Origin of the sequence: Paractinoplanes brasiliensis, assembly GCF_004362215.1 — a bacterium.
Lineage (GTDB): Bacteria > Actinomycetota > Actinomycetes > Mycobacteriales > Micromonosporaceae > Actinoplanes > Actinoplanes brasiliensis.
Genome location: NZ_SNWR01000002.1, coordinates 1,993,606 through 2,017,108, shown reverse-complemented (window position 1 = coordinate 2,017,108; position 23,503 = coordinate 1,993,606). Strand labels below are relative to the sequence as shown.

Sequence of the window (23,503 nt, the reverse complement as noted above, 5' to 3'; positions counted from 1 at the left end):
CTTCCCGTGACGTCCGACCTCGCAGAGCAGCTGCGGGCGGTATCGTTGCGCGTGACCCGGCCCCGGCTGGCGGTGCTCGCGGCGCTTCGGGACCACCCGCACGTCGACACCGACACGGTGATCGCGCTGGTCCGGGCTGACCTTCCCACGGTTTCCCACCAGGCGGTCTACGACGTGCTCCGCGCGCTCACCGACGCCCGGCTGGTGCGGCGCATCGAGCCCGCCGGCGCGACCGCCCGTTACGAGACCCGGGTGGCGGACAACCACCATCACGTCGTGTGCCGCTCGTGCGGCGCGATCGCCGACGTCGACTGTGCTGCCGGCCACTCGCCCTGTCTTTCCGCCTCGGACGACCACGGCTTCGTGATCGACGAGGCAGAGGTCGTCTATTGGGGCACCTGTCCCGACTGTTCGGAAGGAAAATCATGAGCGACGCCCAACTCGGAGACGCTGCCGGCTGTCCGGTCGCGCACGACTCCGTGACTTCGCACGGCAGCGAGAGCGAGAACCCGGCGATCGATTCGCCGACGCCCAAGACCGGCGGCCGCCCCCGGACGAACCGGGACTGGTGGCCCAACCAGCTCGACCTGTCGGTGCTGCACGCCCACTCGTCGAAGGCCGACCCCCTCGGCCCCAGCTTCCAGTACGCGCAGGAGTTCGCCAAGCTCGACGTCGAGGCGCTCAAGCAGGACATCGTCACCGTCCTGACCACCTCGCAGGACTGGTGGCCGGCCGACTTCGGGCACTACGGCGGCCTGATGATCCGCATGTCCTGGCACGCCGCGGGCACCTACCGCATCCAGGACGGCCGTGGCGGCGCCGGCGACGGCGGGCAGCGTTTCGCCCCGCTCAACAGCTGGCCCGACAACGCCAACCTCGACAAGGCCCGCCGCCTGCTGTGGCCGGTCAAGGCCAAGTACGGCCAGAAGATCTCGTGGGCCGACCTGCTGGTGCTCGCGGGCAACGTGGCCATGGAGTCGATGGGCTTCAAGACCTTCGGCTTCGGCTTCGGCCGCGTCGACACCTGGGAGCCGGAGGAGATCTTCTGGGGTCCCGAGGACACCTGGCTCGGTGACGAGCGCTACGCCTCCGAGAAGACGATGTCCGAGGGAGTCGGCGCGACCGAGATGGGCCTCATCTACGTCAACCCCGAGGGCCCCAAGGGCAGCGCCGACCCGATCGCCGCGGCGCACTTCATCCGTGAGACGTTCGCCCGCATGGCGATGAACGACGAGGAGACCGTCGCGCTGATCGCCGGCGGCCACACGTTCGGCAAGACCCACGGCGCCGCCCCGGCCGACAACCACGTCGGTCCCGAGCCCGAGGGCGCCCCGATCGAGGCGCAGGGCCTGGGCTGGCTGAGCACGCACGGCAGCGGCAAGGGCAAGGACACCATCACCTCCGGCCTCGAGGTCACCTGGACCGACAAGCCGACCCAGTGGAGCAACCGCTTCTTCGAGATCCTGTTCGGCTACGAGTGGGAGCTCACCACCAGCCCCGGCGGCGCCAAGCAGTACGTGGCCAAGACCACCGACGAGATCATCCCGGACGCCTTCGACCCCGAGAAGAAGCACCGTCCGACGATGCTCACGACCGACCTGTCGCTGCGTATGGACCCGGCTTACGAGAAGATCTCGCGCCGCTTCCTGGAGAACCCGGACGAGTTCGCGCTGGCCTACGCCAAGGCGTGGTACAAGCTGCTGCACCGTGACATGGGCCCGGTCAGCCGCTTCCTCGGCCCGTACGTTGCCGAGCCGCAGCTGTGGCAGGACCCGGTTCCGGCGCACGAGGGCCCGCTGGTCAGCGAGGCCGACATCGCCACGCTCAAGGCGAAGGTGCTCGAGTCCGGCCTGTCCGTTGCCGAGCTCGTCTCGACCGCGTGGGCCTCGGCCGCGTCGTTCCGCTCGACCGACAAGCGCGGCGGTGCGAACGGCGCCCGCATCGCCCTCGAGCCGCAGCGCAGCTGGGAGGTCAACCAGGGCGCGGCCCCGGTGATCGAGAAGCTCAAGGGCATCCAGGCCGAGTTCAACGCGGCCGGTGGCGCCCAGGTCTCGCTGGCCGACCTGATCGTGCTGGCCGGTTCGGCCGCTGTCGAGAAGGCGGCGCTGGACGCGGGTGTCAAGGTCACTGTGCCGTTCCACCCGGGCCGCACCGACGCCACGCAGGAGCAGACCGACGTCGAGTCGTTCAAGGTGCTCGAGCCGCGGGCCGACGGTTTCCGCAACTACCTGCGTCCGGGCGAGAAGACCCAGCCCGAGGTCCTGCTGGTCGACCGTGCCTACATGCTCAACCTGACCGCCCCCGAGATGACCGTCCTGGTCGGCGGTCTGCGGGCCCTGGGCAACAACTTCGGCGGCAGCGAGCACGGTGTGCTGACCGACAAGCCGGGGCAGCTGACGACCGACTTCTTCGTCAACCTGCTCTCCCCGGGCACCCGCTGGAAGGCGGCCGAGACCGGCGAGCACCTGTACGAGATCCGTGACCTGGCCACCGACCAGGTGAAGTGGACGGCCACCGCGGTCGACCTCATCTTCGGCTCGAACTCGCAGCTGCGTGCCCTCGCCGAGGTGTACGCCAGCAGCGACGCCGGTGAGAAGTTCGTCAACGACTTCGTCGCCGCCTGGGTGAAGGTCATGGACGCCGACCGGTTCGACCTGGCCCGCGCCTGATATCGCTCCGACGGAGCAGCTCCCCCGCTCGGGGGGCTGCTCCGTCGCCGTTTCTACAGTTCGCCCCAGGTGGCTGTCTCGCCGCCGGCCAGGCAGACGATCAGGAAGCCGCCGGGGGAGGTGACGGCCCACGACTCGACGTCGGCGTGAGGGCAGATCAGCAGCTCGGCGCCGCCGGCGAAGGTCAGCAGCAGCTCGCCGGCCTTTCCCGTACGGGCGGAGACGACCTCGTCGCCGAGCAGCTCGGCCAGCTCGTCGGAGGGGTGGTCGCCGGGCTCGGCCACGACGCGCCCACGCCCGGGCAGGGCCAGTTGCACCGCCGTCTCGACCAGAACCTGTTCGCCCCCGGTGAAGCTCAGCACGAAGGCGTGCCCCAGCCGCAGATACTCCAGACGCCGGCCCGCCAGCAGCTCGAGTGACCGCTCCCGGCGCGGCTGCCGTCCCGCGCTCATGTCGGTGACCATGACCGGCAACATGCTGTACCTCCCGGCTCGTCCCTCTGTCGGTCAGGAACGTATCCAGGGCTGCCATAACAGGGCCTTAAAGGTCCCGTAAAGATCCCGGCGCCGCCGCGGGCACAAGCGACAGCGGGAGCCCTTCGGTGACGAAGGGCTCCCGCTGCCGTGTTCCGGTTCGGTCAGGCCTTGGCGTCGGCCTCAGCCTCGGCCTCGGTGATCTCCTCGGCGCGGTGACGGGCGGACGCCCGGCGGCCGGTGGTGACCATGACGAGGCCGGCGATGAGCAGCAGCGCGCCCAGCACGGCGAGGCCGATCGGCAGGTTGCGGCTGATCAGCAGCACCGAGTCCTTGGTGTCGCCGGCCGACTTGACGTTGTTGGCGACCGTCTCGTCGGTGTAGACGAAGTTGCCGTCGAGCAGGTCGGTCGGCGCGCCCGTCTCGGGAACCAGCGTCTTCTTCTGCTGCTCCTGCACCTTGATGAAGGTGCCGGAGACCGGCTCGACCCAGATCGTGCGGGTGTTGCTGTAGTTGACCTGGCCGCCGCCGGCGCCCGGGGCGAACTTGGACAGCAGGCCGCTGAGCCGCTCCTCCGAGAAGTTCAGCGGGGTCTCCGGGATGACCTGCTGGAAGCGGTACGTCTCCAGACCGTTGATCTTTTCGGTGCCCTGGTACTGGATCGGCTGCGCCTTCCGCAGGTCACGGTCGAAGTACTCGTAGTCCTTCTTCTCGGTGCCGAACGGGAACTTGTAGAGCTGCCCGGCGAAGACGACCTCGGACGGCGCGTCCTCGCCCGCGTCCTGCAGGTACTGCTGAGACCAGTCGACGGCGGCCGCGGTGTCGCGGTCGAGGGCGATGCCGGCCTTGTACTGGCTGACCATCTCGTTGGTCTCGACCCAGGTGACGGTGCCGTACCCGTTCCAGATGACGGTGTCGTCGTCCTTGATCTCCTCGTTGGTCAGGTCGGCCTGGGGTGCGATCTCGGTGGTGGACCGCAGCGTGCCGGTCTGCACCGCGATGACCGGCGTGTCCACGCCCTCCCCACCCTTGGTCTGCAGGAACTTGGCGTCCTTCGCCTCGGCCACGCTCGGCCGCAGGCAGCCGGTCGACTGATCCGGCTTGCACAGCGCCAGGTCGTAAGGCAGCCGCGCCACCGACGGCGCGACGTAGAACGCACAACCCGCGGCAACAACCACGGCGAAGACGCCGATGCCGAACAGCACGGCACCCCAGCGAGCCCTCACGGAGCCCTCCCATCGTTATCAATCGGCCGGTATCCCCGCACGGCCCGATCACCCATAATGGGCGCAGGTTACTCGCCAGTTACATAGTTGCGCGACCCCCTGGGACGGTTTATGTCTGCGCCCGTTACGAACAGGTCCCTGCATCGACTCCCGCCACTGGACGCCGTCCGGGTGGTGGGAGCGCTTGCCGTGGTCGCGCACCACGTCGGCTTCGCCACGGGGGTCAACGTCGGCGACGGTCCGTGGGCCGGCTGGCTGGCCCGGCTGGACGTCGGGGTGGCCGTTTTCTTCGTGCTCTCGGGGTTCCTGCTCTACCGTCCGTGGGCGCACGCGCGGGCCACCGGGCAGTCGATGCCGGGGGCGGGCGGCTACCTCTGGCGGCGGGCGTTGCGCATCCTGCCGGCGTACTGGGTCACTGTCGTGGTCTGCCTGCTCGTCGTGCCCCGCAACCACGACGCCTCGGCCGGGGACTGGGCGCGGCATCTCACGCTGACGCAGATCTACGAGGCGTACGGGCTGCGGCACGCGCTCGGGCACACCTGGAGCCTGGCCACCGAGGCCGCGTTCTACGTGCTGCTGCCGATCCTGGCCGTCCTCGCGTTGCGCGGCAAGCGGCGGGCCGGGCGGCCGATCCTCATCCTGCTCGCCGCCGCGCTGATCACGGCCACCTGGATCGCCCTGCTGAGCGCGGGCGTGCTCTCGCTCGGCCGGCACACCACCTGGCTCCCCTCGTACGCGCTCTGGTTCGGAGCCGGCATGGCGCTGGCCTCCGTGCACGTCTCGCTGGCCAACAACCTGCTGCCGCGCTGGCGCTTCCTCAACGACCTGGGCCGCGCCCCGCTGGCCTGCTGGGCCACCGCGTTCGCCCTGCTTGCCGTCTCCACCACCTCGATGGCCGGCCCGCGCAACCTGGTCGAGCCGACCGCCGCCCAGTTCGGCTTCAAGCTCACGATCTACGCGGCGATCGCGGTGCTGGTCATGCTGCCGCTGGCGTTCGGGCCGCAGACGCGCGCCAAGGCGGCCTTCGGCTCGCCGATCGCCCGCTGGCTCGGCCTGGTCTCGTACGGGCTGTTCCTGTGGCACCCGTTCGTGCTCGAGATGCTGTACGAGACCACCGGCCGCCCCGAGTTCACCGGCAGCCTGCTGCGCACGTACGCCGAGACCGTGGCGGGCGGCCTGGTGCTGGCCGCCCTCAGTTACTACCTGGTCGAGAAGCCGTTCCTGCGGCTCGGTCACCTGCGCCGCCGGCGCCCCCCGGGGAACAGGACCGAGAGCCAGAGCGCGACTCCGGCGGTCACCGCGGCGAGCTGAGGCAGCGCCGCGGTGTGCGTGTTCTCGCTCGTCACCGAGAACCACCCGGCGACGGCGAACAGCGAGGCTGGCAGGAGGAACCGGGCCCAGCCCAGGGCCCGGCGCAACCACCGTCCGTCCTGGTTGTCCAGGTGCGGGCCCAGCGCGCGCAGACCGACGACCACGGCCAGCCCCAGCGCGGTCAGCCCGGCCGCGGTCACGCCGCCCACGACCAGCAGCGCGCCCCCGCCGACCAGCGGCGGCAGCAGCCAGCGGCGCCGGCGCCGGACGGGCACCGCGGCCGGAGCGGGCCGGCGTGGCGGGATCACGGCGGCCACGGCCACGCCGGTGAGCAGCACAGCGCCCGCCCCCAGGGCGGTGCCGAAGGTCTGATCGGGCGCGAACCGCAACGTCACCTGGCCGGCCGGGCCCGCGGGCACGATCCAGCCCTGCTGCCAGCCGTCGACGATCAGCGGTTGCAGCGTCTCGCCGCCCAGCGTCGCCTGCCAGCCCGGGTTGGTGTTCTCGCGCATGGCCAGAACCCGCTGGGCCGGTGAGGCCTCCAGGTGCACGCGCCGGGTCGTGGCGGTCCACTCGTCGACCCGTACGGGGCTCTCCTGGCTCTTGACCGTCTCGCTCTCGCCGCCGCCCTGGCCGGCCTCGGGTCCGCGCAGCGGGGTCAGGTTGAGCCGCACGGGGTCGGCTGTCGGCGCCGCGACCGCGATCACCCGCGTCTCCCCGGACGCCACCCGGATCGGGCCGGTGCCCGCGGGACCGCAGAGCCGCGCCGCCACCTCGCGGCCCTCGACCAGCTCGCGGCGGCTCGCCACCAGCGCGGTCGTTCGTTGCACCCCGGCCACGCTCACCGCCGGCCCGGTGCCGCAGCGCAGGTAGAGCTTGCGGTCGGGGTCGTTGCGGGTGACCGGCGGGTCGTCCAGCACGGACAGCTCGCTGACGCCCAACGGCAGCTCGCGGGTGGTGTTGCGGTAGGGGTCGAGCGAGCGGGCCGGGAAGTCGTTGGCGAACAGCACCGTGATCGTGCCGGTGCGCAGCGATGGTTCGAACCGCAGCGAACCGCCGTCGTCGAGGTAGCCGGTGCGGACGCCGGTGTCGCCGAGCACGGTGACCCGCCAGATGCGCGACGCGGCGACCCCGTCGGCGAGCCGGACCCGGATGCCGTTGACCTGACGCGGTTTGAGGAAACCGAGCCGCAGCCACGGGTTGGTGTCCTCGTCGGAGGCGTACCAGGTGGTGCCGAGGTCGCCGTCGGCCACCACGCCGGGCCGGGCCGCCGGGTCGGGCACACCGGTGCTGGAGGCGGTCGCGCTGGGCACGATGCCGCGGGTGACCGAGGCGCTGCCGCCCGGGTCGAGCATGGCGTTGAGCGCGGAGCCGGGCCTGGGGCGGGCGCGGACGGTGACTTTGTAGAGCGCCGTCTGCGGTACCTGCACGGCGCGGTCGATGTAGCCGCCGTCCTCGGAGTCGCGCAGCTTGCCGCCCGAGCAGTACGGGCGTCCGTCGGCGAAGTAGCAGGCCGGGGTGGCCGGGGCGGCGCTGAACACCATGTCCGCGGGCCGGCCGGCGACCGGCGAGGCGGGCACGGCCAGGGTGCGCTGCGCGACCACGCCCGGGATGCTCAGCTCGGTGAAGCCCACGCCGCCGTAGCCGAGCCGCACGTCGCGGACCGCGTTCACGGTGACGCGGACGGTGTCGGCCGGGATGTCGCCGGGCAGCGGGATGTTCACGCTGGTGCCGAAGACCTCGCGGGTGACCGGCTCGTTCGGCCCGACGCGGACGGTGACCCGGGTCGGCACGGAGTCGGTGCCCTGGTCGAGGGTGAGCCCGAGGCTGCTGACCACGCGTTTGCCGGGCAGCTCGACCTCGATCCACTGACCCGCCGAGGGCAGGCCGGGCGCCGAGCGCCACGAGGTGGCCGGGTTGCCGTCGAGCGCCGCGAACGGCTGGTGGGCCGGGCGCGACCCGATCAGCGCGTTGGCTTCGGAGTACGCCGACGACGCGCGCACGGTTCTGATGCCCTGGTAGCGCACGACGGTGTCCTGCTCGTCGCCCCAGCCGGGCAGGTAGTCGCGGGCGGGCGCCCCGAGCCGGCCGTCGTCGCCCGCCTCGAGCGTGGCCGAGGCCCGGTCGGTGGCCATGCCGAACGCGACCTCGCGGCGGCGCATCCCGTCGGTCAGCACCACGGGTCCGGGGCTCAGGTCGTCCGGCCGGTCGCCGGCCAGCACTGTGGGGCCGTCGGGCAGTTTGCCGGCGGCTGCGGCGTCGAGCAGCGACTCCGGCCCGCCGACGACGGTGGTCAGGCCGGCGGCGTCGTACGCGGTGATCGCCTTGACCGGCCGGTCGACCCGCCAGACCTCGAGCGCGGGCACGCTGACGTCGAGGCCGTCGTCGACGAACGCGCCGGGCAGCGCTCCGCCGCCGATCTCGGGGCCGAAGGTGGCGACCGGGGTCAGGCCGGGGGAGCGCAGGAGCGCCTGCCGGGCCACGATCGGCGGGGTGGCCTGGGCCCGGCCGTAGTTCAGATCGGAGCGCAGCAGCAGGTAGCGCACCCCCGAGCGGGACAGCAGCGGCGCCAGGCCGGGGGAGCCGGCGCCGGTGGACAAGGCCTCCTCGACCGAGTCGAGCAGGCGGATGGTGCCCGGTGGGGTCAGCGGGATCGAGTTGCGCACCCCCCAGTTGCCCCGCATGAGGGCCTGGGTGATCTCGTCGCTGGGACGGCCCCACAGGTATTGCGGGAAGCGGGCGCCGGGCACCACGAGCACCTGCTCGGCGTCGAGGTTGCGGTCGAGCCAGGTGGTGGCGTCGCGCCAGTACCCGGGCACCTCGGCGAAGCTGCCGGGCGGCACCACCCCGCCGGCCAGGGCCGGGGCGGCCACCCCGGCGATCGCGACCATGGAGGCGCCGGTGACCGCCGCGGCGCGCAGCCGGGCCGGTTTGCGGGCGGGCAGGGGGGCCGTACGGGCCGAGCGCAGGGCCAGGCCGAGCAGGTGGGCCAGCCCGAGCACGAGTGGCAGCCGTAGCACGACGTCGAACTTGTGCACGTTGCGCAGCGGGGCGCCGGCGCCGTCGAGGAACGAGCGCTGCGCGTCGGCGAACAGGCCGTCGATCGCGCCGACGTGCCCGAGCCCGACCAGCGCGAGGCCGGCCAGCAGCCCGGTGACCAGGAACCAGCGGTGCGGCACTCCGCGGCGGCCCAGCCCGGCCAGGCCGAGACCGGCCACGACCAGGGTCGCCACGACCAGGAGGGTCTCGGTGGCGATCCGCCGGCCGGCCGGCCACAGCGGCCCGAACGCGCTGGTCAGGTAGGCGTGCCAGTGCGACGCACCGCGCAGCACGGTGGTCGTGTCGGTGGGCGCGGTGGTGACGGCGGCGGTCTCGATGTAGTCGAGGAAGGGCGGGCTGTACCGGCCGAGCAGCAGCAGCGGCACGAGCCACCACGCGGTGGCCGCGGCGACGGCGGCGCCCCACGCGGCCAGCGCGAGGAACCGTAACCGGGCCGGGCGCAACCCGGCCAGCCAGAGCACGGCGAGCGGCACGACGGCCAGCACAGCGGTCGCGTTGACCCCGCCGGCACAAGCCACGACCAGCGCCGACCGGGTCACCGCGCGCCGGATCGGGACGCCCTGCCGCAGGCCGATCAGCGGGATCAGCACCCAGGGGGCGAGCGCGGTCGGCCAGGCCTCGACCGAGATCGGGCCGAGCTCGGTGAGGATGCGCGGCGACAGCGCGAACGCGACCCCGGCGATGATGCGGGCCCACGGCGTGCCGATCCGGAGTCGCTCGGCCAGCAGCACCAGGCCGGTGAAGGCGAGGCTGAGCAGCAGCGCCCACCACAGCCGCTGCACGACCCAGGCCGGGACGGCGAGCAGCTTGCCGACGAGGAAGAACGGGCCCATCGGCCAGAGGTAGCCGTACGCCTGATTCTGCAATTGGCCGAACGTGCCGGCCGGGTCCCACACGTGCAGCGCCCGGCCGAGCCAGCCCGCCGGGTCGATGACCAGGTCGACCTTCGTATCGATGGCTGTCGAGCCGGGGCTCTGCAGGAACGCGAGGGCGGTCAGCCCGGCGCACACCGCGAGCAGGCGCAGCCGCCAGACCGAACGGGGAACGCCATCGTCGACTGACGATTTCACTGCCGGCCGCATGTCGCTCCCGATTGACCGTTGCGGAGTCGCGGGGCGACCCCATATCGTGACCCGACCGCGAATGCTACTCGCGAGTAGGGGTGATTGTGGACACTTTTGTCACGAGGAAACGGCACGTGCTGTTCCTCAACTGGCGCGACACCAGGAACCCCCAGGGGGGCGGTTCCGAGGTGTACGTCGAGCGCATCGCGGGTGAGCTCGTCCGGCGCGGTCATCGGGCGACGCTGCTCTGCGCGAAGCACCCGTACGGCGCTTCCGAGGAGCTCACGGCCGGCGGGGTGCGCGTCCTGCGCCGCGGCGGCCGGCACACGCTCTACCTGCGGGCGGCCCTGCTCTACCTGCTGGGATTCGCCGGCCTGGGCCCGCTCAGCCGCCGCCACGGCCGGCCGGACGTGATCGTCGACGTCGGCAACGGCCTGCCGTTCCTGGCCCCGCTCTGGGCGCGCTGCCCGGTCATCGCGCTCGTGCACCACGTGCACCGCGAGCAGTGGCCGGTGGTCCTCACCCCGCGGCTGGCCAGGTTCGGCTGGTGGATCGAGTCGTGGCTGGCGCCCCGGGTGTACCGCAGGTGCCGCTACGTGACGGTGTCGGCCGCGACCCGCGACGAGCTGGCCGTGCTCGGGGTCGGCCCGGAACGGGTGACGATCATCCACAATGGCACTCCGGACATGACGGTCACGGCCCCGGTCGCGCGTACGGCGCATCCGTCGCTCGTGGTACTGGGTCGGCTCGTCCCGCACAAGCAGGTCGAGGTGGCGATCGACGCCGTGGCCGCGCTCGCCGACGAGCTGCCCGGGATCAGCCTGGTGGTGGCGGGGCAGGGCTGGTGGGAGCCGGCGCTCAAGGACTACGCGGCCGGGCTCGGTGTGGCCGATCGGGTGCGGTTCGCCGGGTTCGTCGACGAGCCCGAGAAGCGTGAGCTGCTCAGCGAGGCCTGGGTGGCGCTGACCCCGTCGCTCAAGGAGGGCTGGGGCCTGACCATCGTCGAGGCGGCCGCGGTGGGCACGCCGAACGTGGCCTTCCGGGGCGCCGGGGGAGTCGAGGAGTCCCTGGTCGACGGCCGGACCGGCCTGCTGGCGAACGATTCCGCCGACTACACCGAGAAGGTGCGCCTGCTGCTGACCGATGACACCCTCCGGCTCGCGATGGGCGCCGCGGCGCGGGCGCACGCGGCACGGTTCACCTGGCCGGCGGCGGGCGAGCGGTTCGCGGCCCTGATCGAGGGGGCCGCTCGCGTCCCGGCGCCGGCCGAGGTGGACCGGACCTACCTGGTGCCGTAGACCCCGGGAACGACCTGGGTGTCGTCGACGGTCTTGGCCGCCTCCGACGCCGAGCCGGTCAGGGTCGAGGCCAGCGCCACCGACCCGATGGCGCCGAGGGCCAGGGCGATCACCCCGGCCAGGACCAGAGGAAGGGCCTTACGCATGTGGGGACTCCTTCTGAGCAGCGACATCGACGGGCTTGCGATGTGCGCGGGACGTTACCACCTAGTAACTTCTTTGCGAAGACCCGTTCTCGTACAACCGGAGGTCGGTTCCCGCGTGCACCATTCTCAGTCCCGCCAGCGCGGCGGGCGGGACCGGGGCCTCACCGGCGACCCGCTGCACGACGACCCAGCGCATCCCGAGCGCGGCAAGTGGTTTCCCCAGCTCCAGGGCCTGGCGGACCTCGTCGGCGCGCCGGCTCTCCCCGGCGATCGCCCGGTCGCCGACCAGCAGGCGGTCGTCGCGCACCACTTCGGCGTCCAGGTATCGGGGGAGCGGGTCGATCACAGTTCGGGAACGGTTCCAGGGGTAGGTGTGGTAGCCCGCGAACGGCAGCGACACCACCTCGCCCGGCGACTGCTCGACCAGGCGCTTCACGACGGCGAAATCGGCCGGGTAGCTCACCGGGCGAAGCCGGCCGGCACCCCCGTACGCGAGGTCGGGCATCACCACCAGCGGCAGCACCAAAGCTCCGGCCAGCACCTCGCGCCGCCCGATCCGCTCGGCGCCCAGAGCCGCGCAGAGGCACAACACCAGGGCGTACGGGATCAGGAACTTCTGCCCGTCGCGCAGCACCCCGGCCCCAGGCACCGAGGTCACCGCCCACTCGAGCAGCGCCCGGCCCCCGGGCAGCACGGCCAGCGCAGCCAGCAGGAACCCGCCCCCGGCCAGCACCAGCAGGCGGACCGCCGCGCCGTCCGGCAGCCGGTCGCGCAGCAGCCGCCAGCCCGTCACCGCCAGTGCGAGCAGCAGCAGCGTGCCCAGCGGGGCGAGCGGCGACGAGCGGCTGGGCAGGGTGGTCTGCGCGTTCCAGATGCCGCCGGTGCCGAGCAGCGCGCCGATCGGCCCTGTCCAGTCGGCGCCGCGCGCGGCGAAGGCGGCCACCCCGGCCGGGTCGCTGCGCCCGTCCGCGCTGCTCAGCACGGTCGCGAGCAGCCACGGCAGGTTGAGCAGGGCGGGCAGCCACGAGCGGCGCGGCGCCAGCACGAGCACGGTGGCGAAGGCGATCAGGCCCCCGGTCGGCGTCACCGCGGCCGGGGCGCACGCGGCGAGCAGCCGCCACGTCGAGCCACGGTCGCGCAGGCACGCCGCCACGATCCAGGGCAGGCTCCCGTACGCGAGCAGCAGCCCCCACTGCCCCAGCAGCAGACGCTCGGCCAGGAAGGGTGTCCACGCGTACGCGACCGCGGCGACCAGCCGGGGACCGAGCCGCTCGGCCGGCACCAGACGCCCCGCGCCCACCGCCGCCAGCAGCACGATCGCGACGAGGGCGACCCGCTGCACCAGCCAGCCGGGGGCGAGCGCCGAGGCGAGCGAGACCAGCAGGTCCTGCGGCACCGCCCGGGGCAGGGTGGCGTTCGGCAGGACGAGGTCGGCGCGCAGCGGCTGCCGTGGCACGAACATCATGTCGTACGAGAGCGCGTAGCCTGGCGCGGCCAGCGGGGCCAGCACGACCGCGGTCACCAGGACGGCGGTCGCGGGCAACGCCCAGCGCTGGACTCGGCGCACGGCCGACACTGTATGCGACAAACGGGCGGGACCGAGAGATGACCAAAGCAAGTACCGGGATCGGGGTGGCCGGGCTCGCGGTGACCGCGGCCGGGGTGCTGACCAACCTGCTGGGCTACGTGGTGCCGCTGATCGGGGCCCGCCGGCTGAGCGCCGCCGACCTCAGCGCGCTGGCCACCATCCTGGCCATCACCGCGATCGCCGGGGTGGCCGGAACCGGCCTGCAGATCGCGGTGGCCGTGCACCGGGCCCGGCACGGCCCGTCCTCGGTGGCCCGTTCGGCGCTGCTGACCGTGCTGGTGATCGCGGGCGCGCTGGCCGTGGCCCTGCCGATCGCCGTGGTCGTGCTGCGCCTGCCCGCCCTGGCCACCGTGCTGGCCGGCATCTCGACCGTCGGTGTGGTCGCGGCCGGGCGCTGGCTCGGCGAGATGCAGGGCGACCAGCGGTTCGTCCCGCTCGCCATCGGCCTGTCGGCGCTGGCCGGCGGCCGGTACGGCGGCGTGATGATCGGACTGGCCGCCGGGCTGGGGCTGACCACGGCGCTGTTGCTGGGCGCGGCCACCGCCGTGCTCGTGCTCCCGGTGCTGCACCTGCTGGCCCGCCGTCCCGGTGTGGTCGCCGGGGGGCAGCCGCTGGCCGCGCGGGCGGTGCTGACGGCGGGCGGCGCCACGCTGGGCATGCTGGTCGTCTCGTACGCCGACCTGATCCTGGCCCGCCGGTTCCTGCCGTTCGACGCCTCCGGGGCGTACGCGGTCGGGACCGTCCTGACCAAGGGTGCGCTCTGGGCCCCGCAGGTCGTGACGATCATGGCCCTGCCCCGGCTGGCCCAGGCCGACCGCCGCACCTTGCGGGTCGCGCTGGCGCTGGTCGCCGCCTGCGGGGTGCTGCTGGTGTCGGGCGCGGCGGTGGCCGGCGGGCTCGCGTTCCGGCTGGCCGGCGGCCCCGGCTACACCTCGCTGGGCCGCTGGGCCCCGATCTTCGCCGCCACCGGGGCCGTCTACGGCGTGCTCTTCGTCCTGATCAACGCGCAGGTCGCGGCGGGCGCCCGCTGGCCCGCGGCGCCCCTGTGGGTGTGCGCCTCCGGGTTCGCCCTCGCCGCCTGGCTGGTGCTGCCGCACACCCTGCCCGGTATCGCGTACGGGGCGCTCGGCACCGCGGTGGCCGCCCTGGCGATCACGTCCGTCCTGGTCGGACTCCGGCTGCGCGCCTCCGTTACCGGCCCGCGACCGGAACATGCAACGCTGTCGATCGAGTGATCGGGCGGACGGGGGTCCCTGGTGCGGTTCGGAATGCGGTGGCTGCTTGCTGCCTGGGCGGTCGTGGCGCTGCTGACGGTGGCGGCGGGAGCCGGCCCGCGAGCCCGGGTGGCGGAGCCCGCCGGCATGTCCGCCCGTGAGCTCACCGCGATGTTCCAGCGGTACGGCGACACCTCCGGCGACTGGCTCGGCGCCGACCGTACGGCCTCGGTGCCGCTGCCCGACGGCCGCCGGCTGTGGCTGTTCTCGGACACGTTCCTCGGCCGGCCCGGCCCCGGCGGCGACCGCCCGCGCTCGGCCTCGCTCATCCACAACTCGGCGATCGTGCAGGACGGCGACCAGCTGCGCACCGTCACCGGCGGCAGCCCGGCCCGCCCGGCGTCGCTGCTCTCCACCGGCGACAACGGCGAGTTCCACTGGATCGGCGACGCCTCGGTGCTCGGCGACCAGGTGCAGGTGCTGACCAACCGGATCCGCCGCACCGGGCCCGGCCCGCTCGACCACACCCTCGCGGCCACCGAGCTGGCCACCCTCACGCTGCCCACGATGGCGGCCGGCCGGCTGCGCCCGCTGCCGCTGGGCGACAAGGTGTCGTGGGGCTCCGAGGTGATGACCGACGGCGGCCACACCTACGTCTACGGCAGCGAGGCGGCCGGGACGATGAAGTTCGCGCACGTGGCCCGGGTGCGCGGCGCCGACCTCGGGCAGCCGTGGGAGTTCTGGACCGGGCAGGCCTGGTCACCCCGGGTGGACGAGTCGGCCCGGCTGCTCAGCGGCGTCGGCACCAGCTACGGCGTTCGCAAGGTGGGCGACCGGTACGTGCTGGTGACCCACGAGAACAACCTGATGTTCAGCGCCGACTTCGTGGCGTACACGGCAACCACCCCGGCCGGGCCGTTCGAGGGACCGCACTATCTGTTCCGCGCCCCCGAGACCGACGCCGGGCACATCGTCTACGACGCCGACCTGCACCTCGAGCCGGCCCGGCCGGGCACGCTGCTGGTGTCGTACAACGTCAACGACCTCGACGAGGCGGTCGCCTACGCCGACGCGTCCATCTACCGTCCCCGGTTCTTCGAGGTGCAATGGCCGCTCCGCCAGGCCCGGCGCCTGCCCGCGGCCCCGGCCGGGGTGAACGCGACGCCGGACGGCTCGGGCACGGCCCGGGTGAGCTGGGACGTCGACGGCGACCTGAGCTACCGGGTGTATAGGCGCGACGTGACGGCCGGGCAGACCCACTTCGTCCGGCTGCCGGGCGACGCCCCCGGCCGGTTCGAGTTCCTCACCAACGGCCACCGGTACGAGTTCGGGGTGACCGCTGTCGACAAACGTGGCGAGGGCGCGATGTCACCCGTCGCCGCCATGACCGCCACCGTGCCGCCGCCCCCGCCGCCGAGCACCGTTCGGGCCGAGCCGGACAGCGCCGGCAAGGTGACGCTGCACTGGGCCGAGGTGCCGTTCGTCCAGCTCTTCAAGATCTATTACCGCGACCTGACCGCGGGGCAGCGCGGCCGTACGGGCGCCGGCGCCTACCCCGGCCAGAGCGCGACGGTCGGCCCGCTGCGGCACGGCCACCAGTACGAGTTCACCGTGGTGGCCGTGGGCGGCGGCGGGGACAGCGTGCACTCGCAGGGGGTCAGGGCCACGGTGGTGGTGGCCACCCCGCCCGCGCCCGGCACGCCCAGCGCGCAGCCGCGACCGGACGGGACGGTGCAGCTGTCGTGGCCGCCGGTCGCACCCGGGCTGGCGTACAAGGTCTATCAGCGGGACGCGACGGCCGGCGCGGCGGACTGGGGAACACCCGGCATCACCCGGACGACCCAGTTCCGGTCGCGGCCCCTCGAACACGGGCGGGAGTACGAGTTCGTGGTGGCGGCGGTCAACGACGGCGGCGAGGGGGAACGGTCACCGGTCGTACGGGTGCGGGCCCAGCTCGCGCCGCCCGGCGCCGCCCCCACCCGGCTGCGCGCCGAACCCCGCGGGACGGCGGTCGAGCTGACCTGGCGCTCCGGCGCCACCTGGCACTGGATCTTCCGGCGCGACCTGACCGCGGGGGAGCGGGAGTTCACCCGCGAGGAGGTCGGGGCGCAGGGCCACGAGGCCACCCTGCGGAACCTGGTCGAGGGGCACGAGTACGAGATGACGGTGGCGGCGTTCAACCCGGGCGGGACAGGGCCGCAGTCCGGCCCCGTACGGGTGAAGGTGGGGTCTGCCCTGCCGACCGGGCTCGCCGTGACGGCGACGGGACCGGGCACGGCTCGGCTGACGTGGCGGGAAACCCGGACGGAGCTGCTCTATCGCATCGAGCTGCGCGACGCCACCACGGGCGAGCCGTGGCGCGCCGACCCCTATCCGGTCGACGGGAACACGTACGAGGCCGTCCTGCTGACCGCCGGGCATCGCTACGAGTTCCGGGTACGCGTGAACGACCTGACGACGCCGCCGGTGGCCGTGGTGGCGCGTTAGTTCTTGCGCATCACCAGCGCGAGGTTCCACGAGAGGACCTCGCGGGCTCCCGGCACCTTGACGATCCACTGCGCCCACCGGGGGTGATAGCGGGCCAGGGCGTCGAGCCGGGTGGCGTGCGGCGTGGTGCGGGCCCACTTGAGGGCGGCGCCGACCGAGTACGGGTGCAGGCTGTGACGGTACTTGTTCTTCGGCGGCTTGCCGTTGCGGCGCTCGTACCGCCGGGCCGCGTAATGCCCGCCGAGATAATGCCACGGGGCCGTCTCGTGCCCGCCCCACGGTGACAGCCATGGGGTGAACGAGGCGTAGACCAGCCCGCCCGGCCGGGTCACCCGGACCATCTCGTCGAGCATGCGTGGCGGGTCGGGCACGTGCTCGAGCACGTTCGAGGAATAACAGACATCGATCGACCCCGTACGGATGGGCAGCTCCATGCCGCTGGCCCGCAGCGCCCCGACCGCGGTGTCCTCACCCGCGACGCCGGAGGCCAGGTCACCCGCGTCGGGCTCCAGGCGGACGTAACGGGCGCCGGCCTTGCCGAAGGCGTCGGCGAAGTAACCGGGGCCGCCGCCGACGTCGAGCACGAGCTGATCGCGCAGCGTCGCGTACTTGCTGAGCTGGCTGACCGAGTCGGCCGCGAGCGCGGTGTAGAAGCGGTCGGGGTCGGTCTGCTCGACCAGGAAGGCCCGGAAGAGGTCGACGGACCGCTGGAGGGTGGCCTGGTGCGGCTCGACCGTCACGCGCATCTCCTCTTGCTCGTCGGCTCGCCGCAATCTACCGACGAGTAACTACGGTGACAACCCTGCCGGAAAAGTCCGCCTCGGGCGGTGTGTTCGGCGGGGCAGCAGGCAGCCTCGCATATCGATAGGCTCCGGCGCCTGTTCGATCTTCGAAGGAGCTCACCCCACCGTGACAACCGTTCGCCGTCTGCTCGGCCTGGCCTCGACGGCCGCCGTCCTCGCCACGCTCGTGCCGGCGCCCGCCCAAGCCCACGCCGCCGTGCCGTCGGACCCCAACGCCGTCCTGGTCGCCGGGCCGGCGCCACAACTGTTCCAGGGAGTGCCGGACAAGTGGATCTACGAGACGATGGAGGTGCGCAACGACAGCGACAAGCCGCTGCGGGTGGTGCTCCATGTCAAGACCGAGGGCCTCTGGTTCGCCTCGAGCTATCACACCTGCAAGTACGGTGAGAGCCTCCCGTACGACCAGATCCCGTCCGGCCCGCAGGAGGCGGTCTGCGAGCCGCCGAACGAGATCGAGCCGGGCGGCTCGTACAAGCTCGGCGTCTCGATGATCCGGGTGCACCCGATGGCGCAGCCCGGCGCCACGTACTCGTACACCTTCACCTGGTACACCAAGGAGTACGCCGACGCGCAGGGCCCGGCGTGGCTCGGGCGCGACAAGATGACGGGCGGCTTCAAGGGGCTGCCGCTGATGACCAAGGTGACGCCGCAGACGCCGTACACCGGCACGAACTCCGGCTCGGGCAAGGTCGTCATCCCCGGCGGGTCGGCACCCACCCCGACCCCGGCGGTGACCCCGACCACGACGCTGGCGCCGACCGTCACGCCTGGCGCCCCTGATCCGGACCCGGCGGAGGAGCCGACCGCCACGGACGCCCCGGCCTCGGCGGCGACCCCGTCCACCTCACCCGTCGCCGGCGGAACGGGCGGCGGCGGGAGTGACCTGCCGCTGACCGGCACGAACGTGGCCGTCCTCGGTGGACTGGGCGCCGTGTTGCTGATCGGTGGGGCGGTGGCCTTCGTGCTGGCCCGCCGCGGGCGAACGGCCTTCACCGCCTGACGCCACCCGTCGTCGCCGGCTGCACCGGAAGCTGCCCGCCATCGTCGGCCACCGGCCCTCAACAGCCCCCGGCCGGCGATGGCTGCCGCCGCGGCGGCGTACCGGTCCGGGCGTCGCCGTGTCGCGCTCGACGGACATCGGCTTGCGGTCAGCGTGCCGTGATGCGGGGGAGGGCCGCGTCGGTGGTCAGCTCCCAGCGGTGCTCCGGGTGGGCGATGTAGTGCTGCAACGCCGTCAGCGCCAGCCCCGGGTCCGCCGCCAGCCAACGGCCGTTGACCATCTCCGGCGCCGACATGGGGCGTCCCAGGTAGTCGCGGGAACGCGTGTCCGCGGAGCCGACGTAACCCACCGCGATCACCGGGCCGCCGTCCCAGGCCGGGCGGGCCGAGGTCAGGGCGATCCACGGAATGAAGTGGGTGAACGTCAGCCCCCGGTGGTGCACCCCGTCCGGGCCGATCACCAGCTCGGCGGGCACCAGCCGCAGGACGACGACCAGGTACGCCAGCAGCGGGAGCGCGACGACGCCGAACAGCCCGGCCACGAGCCAGTCACCGCGCAACCCGGCCACGATCGCGTAGCCGCCCGCGGCGAGCGTGGTCATGGCGAGCGTCGCGGTCACCAGGTAGGTCGCTCCCGGCGCGTACGGGAAGATCAAGCCAGCGGCCGTACGCCGGACGCCCGCTGTGTCGGCACGGCGCTGCCCGCTGCGGTAGGCGGACACGCACAGCCCGGCCAGGTGCCCGAGGAACACGGCGAGCCCGGCGAAGAACAAGGCCTGCCCCGCGTCGTCGTAGAGCAACTGCCACCCGGCCGCCGTCGCGGACAGGGCGGCGAGCGCGCCGAGATAGAAGACGCCGAACAGCAGGCGGCGGGAGCGGCGGCGCCCGGTCCACTCGGGCGGCCACGCGGAGGCGTACGGGAGCATGTTCATGAGTGCCCGCAGTCTAGACAGGCGCCCCCAGCGGTTATATTGTGACCTTAAGTACTCGCCCGCGCGGGCATGGAATCGCTGCTCGGGCGGTAGAACTCGTAGAGTGCCCGACCTCAGCCCCCGCCGCCGCGCCCTGGTGCTTGGCATCTGCTGCCTGAGCCTGTTCATCGTCGGCCTGGACAACACGATTGTGAACATCGCGCTGCCGGCGCTGCGGGCCGACCTCGACACGACCGTTTCCGGCCTGCAGTGGGTGATCGACTCCTACACGCTCGTGCTGGCCGGCCTGCTGATCCTGTCCGGCAGCACCGCCGACCGGGTGGGCCGCCGCCGCACCTTCCAGACCGGGCTCGCCCTGTTCACGTTGGGTTCCCTGCTGTGCAGCGTCGCCCCGAGCCTGGGCTGGCTGATCGCCTTCCGCATGGTGCAGGCGGTCGGCGGATCGATGCTCAACCCGGTCGCCATGTCGATCATCACGAACACGTTCACCCAACCCCGGGAACGGGCCCGCGCGATCGGTGTCTGGGGTGGCGTGGTCGGGTTGAGCATGGCGCTCGGCCCGCTGGTCGGTGGTGTGCTGGTCGAGTCGCTGGGCTGGCGGTCGATCTTCTGGCTCAACGTCCCCGTCGGCATCGCGGCGATCGTGCTGACCGCGCTGTTCGTCCCCGAGTCGCGGGCCCCGAAGCCGCGCCGCATCGACCCGCTCGGGCAGGTGCTCGTCCTGATCCTGCTCACCTCGGTCACGTACGGGATCATCGAGGGCCCCGGCGCGGGCTGGGCCTCGGCCGAGATCATCGGATGCTTCGTCCTGGGCGCGGCCGCGCTGGCCGGTTTGCTCGTGTATGAGCCCCGGCGGACCGAGCCCCTGCTCGACCTGCGCTTCTTCCGCAGCGTCCCGTTCAGCGGGGCCACACTCATCGCCGTCTCCGCGTTCGGGGCGCTGGCCGGGTTCCTGTTCCTCAACACCCTTTACCTGCAGGACGTACGGGGTCTGACCGCCCTGCACGCGGGCCTCTACACCCTGCCGATGGCCGTGATGACCGCCGTGTTCGCGCCGCTGTCGGGTCGCCTGGTCGGTTCCCGCGGCCCCCGGCTTTCCCTGATCCTGGCCGGCGCCGCGATGACCGTGGCGATGCTGCCGCTGACCCGCTTGACGGAAACGACCCCCGACGCCCTGCTGATCGGGTGCTACCTGCTCTTCGGCATCGGGTTCGGACTGGTCAACGCCCCGATCACGAACACGGCGGTCTCGGGAATGCCGCGCTCGCAGGCCGGGGTCGCGGCGGCCATCGCGTCGACGTCCCGCCAGGTCGGCGGGGCCCTCGGCGTAGCCGTGATCGGCGCGGCGGTGGCATCGGGCTCAACCTTCACCACGGCCGGCCATGCGGGCTGGTGGATCATCGTGGGCTGCGGCTTGTCGGTGCTGGGGTTGGGCCTGCTCACCACGGGACGGCGGGCACGTGCCAGCGCCGAACGCGCGGTGGCGGAACTGTTCGACGCGCCGGCCGATCTCCCGGTCCGCGCCTGACGGGCGGTGTTCTCGGGCCGGTGTGCTGTCCCCGTACAGTGATCGGTCCCGTGGTCGGCGTAGTCTTTCTTCGGCCCGGTTCCGACCCGTACCCGTTCGGTGATGTGCGTCGGATCAGGAACCGGCCGCGACGGCTCTGCTCGCAGGTGGCCGAATTTCAGCGGCCGGCTCGGGTTTGGTCGGCGACCATCGTGACGAGGGTGTCGATCAGTTCCTCGGCGGTGGTGCGCCACTTGTCGCCGCCGAGCTGGCCGGTGAGTTCCATGCCGGCGATCCCGTCGGCGCTGGCGAGGAGCAGGGCGGCGTACCGCCGGGCGTCCTGTTCGCCGGTCAGGGCGGCCACGATCTGCAGGGATTCGTCCTGGGTGGGCTGGGCGGCCCGGGCGAACGCGGTGGGGTCGCCGGCCGGGCTGCTGAACATCAGACGGTAGAGATGGGGCCGGCGGCGGGCCACGTTGATGAAGGCGGCGAGCAGGGCCTGGAGCTTCGCGGCCGGCGCCAGGCCGGGGTCCCGGCGGACGGCGCCGATTTGTTGTCCGAGTTCGTCCCAGGCCTGGGCGCCGACCGCGATCATGAGGCGTTCCTTGTCCGGGAAGTGCCGGTAGGGTGCTCCGCGGGTGACCCCCGCCCGCGCTCCGACGGCGCGGAGGGTCACGGCTTCGAGGCCGCCTTGGTCAAGCAGCTCGGCCGCCGCTTCGAGCAGGGCTTGGCGTGTCGCGGCAGCGGTTTCAGCCCGGATCATCCGCTCATCCTAGGGCCGGGTCAGAACGGGGCTACGGCTGTTCCGCCGGCGCCCCGAGGTGGTGGCCCAGGTTGCGTTCGAGGTCGTCGATCCCGATCCGGGCGATCAGTTCGCCGAGGGCCTGCCCGCGGGCCGCGACATCGGGTCCCGTGGTGGATCGGACGGACTCGGCGAACGACGCGAGCAGGTCCTCCTCCGGCGGCAGGGTGGAACGGTTCACCTGCGTCTTGATCGCCGTGACGGCCTGCTTGCCGAAGCCGGCGATGCGCCGGGCCACGGCGTTGACGAAGTCGTCGAGTTCGGCGTCGGGGATCGCCCGGGTGACCCAGCCGTACTCTGCGGCCCGGTCCGCGTCGTAGTCCTGACCGGTCAGAAGTACCTCCAAGGCCCGGTCGCGGCCGAGCAGGTGCGCCAGCCGTTCGGTGCCGCCGGCGCCGGGGACCAGGCCGAAGCCAACCTCGGGCTGGCCGAGGACCGCCCGTTCCCGGCTGGCGTAGCGCAGGTCGAAAGCGGCGGTGTACTCGGCGCCGCCGCCACGGGTGCGCCCCCGGATCGACGCGATGCTGACGAACGGTGCGGCGGCCAGGCGCACGCCGACTTCGACGAACCCGGGCAGGAAACCGTTGCCGGCCATGTCCGCGATGGCCGGGATCTGGTTGCTGTCGACGTGGTTGAGGAAGAATCCCGGCGTCCCGCTGTCGAAGATGACGACGCTGACCTGCTCGTCGCCGCTCAGACGGTCGACGATGCCGGACAGTTCGGCCAGGGTGTCGGCGCCGATGAGGTTGAACGGCGGACTGGTGAACGTGACCCGGCGTACGTTCGACGTCACCGCGTCCACGGTGAACTGTTTCATGCCGCTTCCTTCCGCTGGGCGGACTGCGCCATCTGCCGGAGTCCTTCTTCCACCGTGATCACCGGCCGGTAGCCGAGTCGAACCCGTGCGCGGGTGATGTCGTAGACGCGGTCGCGGCCCATGAACGAGATGATCCACGGGGTGAGCGGTGGCGCGGTGGCGCTGCGCCGGGCTTTCGCGGCGGCCTGCATGAGCGTGGCCAGCGGTGCGGCGACCGCCCGGGGAACGCTGCCGGCGGCGCTGACGTCGACGCCGCGGGTGGCCAGCAGCGGGGTGAAGAATTCCCGGGCGGGGCGAGGGCTGCCGTCGGTGACGTAGCAGACCAGGCCGTGATCCCCATGGTCGAGTGCCAGCGTGATGCTGTGGGCGAGGTTGTCGACGTGGCAGAAGTCGACCATGTGCCGGCCGCCGTCGATCCAGGAGAACCGGCCGGCCTCGACGGAGTCGATGAACCCCTGCAAGGTGTGGGTCATGCCCTGACCCCACAGGAACGGCGGCCGGATGACGACCAGGGACGTGTTGCCGTGCGGGAGGGCAAGCAGCTCCTGCTCGGTGCGGAGCTTCACGCGGCTGTAGGCGATGTTGGCCTTGCCTGTGCCGGAGTCCTCGTCGACGGTGGGGTCGTGATTGGCGCCGGTGGAGACACTGGCCGCGGACACCAGGACGAACCGCTTGACCCGCGCGTCGACGGCGGCTTGGTAAAGGGCGCGGGCCGGCAGCAGGTTGCGGTCGACGAAAACCTGGTCGGATCCCCAGAAGGCCATGAAGGCCGCCGAGTGCACCACGGCGTCGACCTCGCCGAGGATCTGTTGCCAGGCCGGGCGGCCGCCGGGCTCGACCAGGTCCGACAGGTCACCGCTGACCGGGAGCCCGCCGGCCGACGTGATGGCGTCGGCGGCCGTCGCGGACCGCGCGAGCGCGTGCACCGTGTGGCCGTCGCCGACCAGCCGCCGCAGGATCGCGCCCCCGGCAAAGCCCGATCCACCTGTGAGAAAGATTCTCATCGATGCTCCTCGTTGATTGACGTGACGCCGGTGGCACGGGACGGGCGGCCCCGGCCTTTGAGATGACGGCGTCAACACAACGAGCGTAAGCGGCTGAGATGAC

General features: G+C 72.6%; 17 protein-coding genes and 1 pseudogene. 8 read left to right on the top strand and 10 right to left on the bottom strand.

Features of this window, described 5'->3' with window-relative positions; genetic code table 11:
- The first annotated feature begins 6 nt into the window (after nucleotides 1–6).
- Together C8E87_RS41075 and katG are read left to right on the top strand one after the other, a co-directional pair.
- Nucleotides 7–429 carry a Fur family transcriptional regulator gene (locus C8E87_RS41075; protein WP_133878736.1) on the top strand — a complete coding sequence of 141 codons (423 nt, stop codon included), beginning with the start codon at nucleotides 7–9 and terminating at the stop codon, nucleotides 427–429.
- A complete protein-coding gene (katG, locus tag C8E87_RS41070; protein WP_133878735.1) occupies nucleotides 426–2,669 on the top strand; it encodes a catalase/peroxidase HPI in 2,244 nt (747 codons plus the stop codon). The genes C8E87_RS41075 and katG overlap by 4 nt, the downstream gene beginning before the upstream one ends.
- Nucleotides 2,670–2,722: 53 nt before the next feature.
- Here the strand turns inward: katG and C8E87_RS41065 are convergent, their stop codons facing one another.
- Together C8E87_RS41065 and pgfA are read right to left on the bottom strand one after the other, a co-directional pair.
- Nucleotides 2,723–3,145, bottom strand: a complete 423-nt coding sequence (locus tag C8E87_RS41065) for a DUF6188 family protein (RefSeq protein ID WP_166661452.1) — start codon at nucleotides 3,143–3,145, stop codon at nucleotides 2,723–2,725.
- Nucleotides 3,146–3,306: 161 nt separating this feature from the next.
- Entirely contained in the window at nucleotides 3,307–4,368 is a 1,062-nt protein-coding gene (gene pgfA / locus C8E87_RS41060) for a cell envelope lipid trafficking protein PgfA (RefSeq protein WP_133878733.1), read from the bottom strand.
- A 111-nt stretch (nucleotides 4,369–4,479) separates the two neighbouring features.
- Here pgfA and C8E87_RS41055 point away from each other — a divergent pair, with 111 nt between their 5' ends.
- Nucleotides 4,480–5,679 carry an acyltransferase family protein gene (locus C8E87_RS41055; RefSeq protein WP_133878732.1) on the top strand — a complete coding sequence of 400 codons (1,200 nt, stop codon included), beginning with the start codon at nucleotides 4,480–4,482 and terminating at the stop codon, nucleotides 5,677–5,679.
- Here C8E87_RS41055 and C8E87_RS41050 read toward each other — a convergent pair.
- Nucleotides 5,601–9,809 carry an alpha-(1->3)-arabinofuranosyltransferase domain-containing protein gene (locus C8E87_RS41050; protein WP_166661451.1) on the bottom strand — a complete coding sequence of 1,403 codons (4,209 nt, stop codon included), beginning with the start codon at nucleotides 9,807–9,809 and terminating at the stop codon, nucleotides 5,601–5,603. The two genes, C8E87_RS41055 and C8E87_RS41050, sit on opposite strands and share 79 nt — an antisense overlap.
- A 98-nt stretch (nucleotides 9,810–9,907) precedes the next feature.
- On the opposite strand from C8E87_RS41050, the gene C8E87_RS41045 reads away from it, so the two are divergent.
- Nucleotides 9,908–11,101, top strand: coding sequence for a glycosyltransferase family 4 protein (locus tag C8E87_RS41045; protein ID WP_239080568.1), 1,194 nt, complete (start codon nucleotides 9,908–9,910; stop codon nucleotides 11,099–11,101).
- On the opposite strand, the gene C8E87_RS44115 is transcribed toward C8E87_RS41045, so the two are convergent.
- Together C8E87_RS44115 and C8E87_RS41040 are read right to left on the bottom strand one after the other, a co-directional pair.
- Nucleotides 11,086–11,247 carry a hypothetical protein gene (locus tag C8E87_RS44115; protein WP_166661450.1) on the bottom strand — a complete coding sequence of 54 codons (162 nt, stop codon included), beginning with the start codon at nucleotides 11,245–11,247 and terminating at the stop codon, nucleotides 11,086–11,088. The genes C8E87_RS41045 and C8E87_RS44115 overlap by 16 nt on opposite strands.
- Before the next feature lie 79 nt (nucleotides 11,248–11,326).
- Nucleotides 11,327–12,823 (bottom strand): annotated as a pseudogene (locus tag C8E87_RS41040) (MmpA family trehalose lipid delivery protein); the annotation flags it as partial.
- A gap of 29 nt (nucleotides 12,824–12,852) precedes the next feature.
- Between C8E87_RS41040 and C8E87_RS41035 the strand changes: the two are divergent.
- The gene (locus C8E87_RS41035; RefSeq protein ID WP_203720891.1) at nucleotides 12,853–14,070 is read left to right on the top strand and encodes a polysaccharide biosynthesis protein; all 1,218 of its coding nucleotides are present in this window, start codon (nucleotides 12,853–12,855) and stop codon (nucleotides 14,068–14,070) included.
- A 21-nt stretch (nucleotides 14,071–14,091) separates the two neighbouring features.
- Nucleotides 14,092–16,536, top strand: coding sequence for a DUF5005 domain-containing protein (locus C8E87_RS41030; protein ID WP_133878729.1), 2,445 nt, complete (start codon nucleotides 14,092–14,094; stop codon nucleotides 16,534–16,536).
- Here the strand turns inward: C8E87_RS41030 and C8E87_RS41025 are convergent.
- Nucleotides 16,533–17,276, bottom strand: coding sequence for a class I SAM-dependent methyltransferase (locus C8E87_RS41025; RefSeq protein WP_239080570.1), 744 nt, complete (start codon nucleotides 17,274–17,276; stop codon nucleotides 16,533–16,535). The two genes, C8E87_RS41030 and C8E87_RS41025, sit on opposite strands and share 4 nt — an antisense overlap.
- Before the next feature lie 169 nt (nucleotides 17,277–17,445).
- Here C8E87_RS41025 and C8E87_RS44110 point away from each other — a divergent pair, with 169 nt between their 5' ends.
- Nucleotides 17,446–18,339 (top strand): hypothetical protein, encoded by an 894-nt coding sequence (locus tag C8E87_RS44110; RefSeq protein WP_166661449.1) that lies wholly within the window; start codon nucleotides 17,446–17,448, stop codon nucleotides 18,337–18,339.
- 148 nt (nucleotides 18,340–18,487) lie between these two features.
- On the opposite strand, the gene C8E87_RS41020 is transcribed toward C8E87_RS44110, so the two are convergent.
- The gene (locus C8E87_RS41020) at nucleotides 18,488–19,270 is read right to left on the bottom strand and encodes a hypothetical protein (RefSeq protein ID WP_133878727.1); all 783 of its coding nucleotides are present in this window, start codon (nucleotides 19,268–19,270) and stop codon (nucleotides 18,488–18,490) included.
- Nucleotides 19,271–19,373: 103 nt separating this feature from the next.
- Here C8E87_RS41020 and C8E87_RS41015 point away from each other — a divergent pair, with 103 nt between their 5' ends.
- On the top strand, nucleotides 19,374–20,798 hold the full coding sequence (locus tag C8E87_RS41015; protein WP_133878726.1) for an MFS transporter: 1,425 nt from the start codon (nucleotides 19,374–19,376) through the stop codon (nucleotides 20,796–20,798).
- A 157-nt stretch (nucleotides 20,799–20,955) separates the two neighbouring features.
- Here the strand turns inward: C8E87_RS41015 and C8E87_RS41010 are convergent, their stop codons facing one another.
- From C8E87_RS41010 to C8E87_RS41000, 3 genes are read right to left on the bottom strand one after another with little or no spacing between them, the layout of a single operon-like run.
- The gene (locus C8E87_RS41010) at nucleotides 20,956–21,540 is read right to left on the bottom strand and encodes a TetR/AcrR family transcriptional regulator (RefSeq protein ID WP_133878725.1); all 585 of its coding nucleotides are present in this window, start codon (nucleotides 21,538–21,540) and stop codon (nucleotides 20,956–20,958) included.
- A 31-nt stretch (nucleotides 21,541–21,571) separates the two neighbouring features.
- Nucleotides 21,572–22,396: an enoyl-CoA hydratase/isomerase family protein gene (locus C8E87_RS41005; protein WP_133878724.1), complete on the bottom strand. Its 825-nt coding sequence runs from the start codon at nucleotides 22,394–22,396 to the stop codon at nucleotides 21,572–21,574.
- Nucleotides 22,393–23,400 (bottom strand): NAD-dependent epimerase/dehydratase family protein, encoded by a 1,008-nt coding sequence (locus C8E87_RS41000; protein ID WP_133878723.1) that lies wholly within the window; start codon nucleotides 23,398–23,400, stop codon nucleotides 22,393–22,395. Before C8E87_RS41000 ends, C8E87_RS41005 begins: the two co-directional genes overlap by 4 nt.
- Nucleotides 23,401–23,503 lie beyond the last annotated feature (103 nt).

Bases quoted from the DNA above. Each gene is read 5' to 3' on its own strand.
- katG (WP_133878735.1), top strand. From the start codon at position 426: ATGAGCGACGCCCAACTCGGAGACGCTGCCGGCTGTCCGGTCGCGCAC.
- C8E87_RS41065 (WP_166661452.1), bottom strand. From the start codon at position 3,145: ATGTTGCCGGTCATGGTCACCGACATGAGCGCGGGACGGCAGCCGCGC.
- C8E87_RS41055 (WP_133878732.1), top strand. From the start codon at position 4,480: ATGTCTGCGCCCGTTACGAACAGGTCCCTGCATCGACTCCCGCCACTG.
- C8E87_RS44115 (WP_166661450.1), bottom strand. From the start codon at position 11,247: ATGCGTAAGGCCCTTCCTCTGGTCCTGGCCGGGGTGATCGCCCTGGCC.
- C8E87_RS41035 (WP_203720891.1), top strand. From the start codon at position 12,853: ATGACCAAAGCAAGTACCGGGATCGGGGTGGCCGGGCTCGCGGTGACC.
- C8E87_RS41020 (WP_133878727.1), bottom strand. From the start codon at position 19,270: ATGAACATGCTCCCGTACGCCTCCGCGTGGCCGCCCGAGTGGACCGGG.
- C8E87_RS41010 (WP_133878725.1), bottom strand. From the start codon at position 21,540: ATGATCCGGGCTGAAACCGCTGCCGCGACACGCCAAGCCCTGCTCGAA.
- C8E87_RS41005 (WP_133878724.1), bottom strand. From the start codon at position 22,396: ATGAAACAGTTCACCGTGGACGCGGTGACGTCGAACGTACGCCGGGTC.
- C8E87_RS41000 (WP_133878723.1), bottom strand. From the start codon at position 23,400: ATGAGAATCTTTCTCACAGGTGGATCGGGCTTTGCCGGGGGCGCGATC.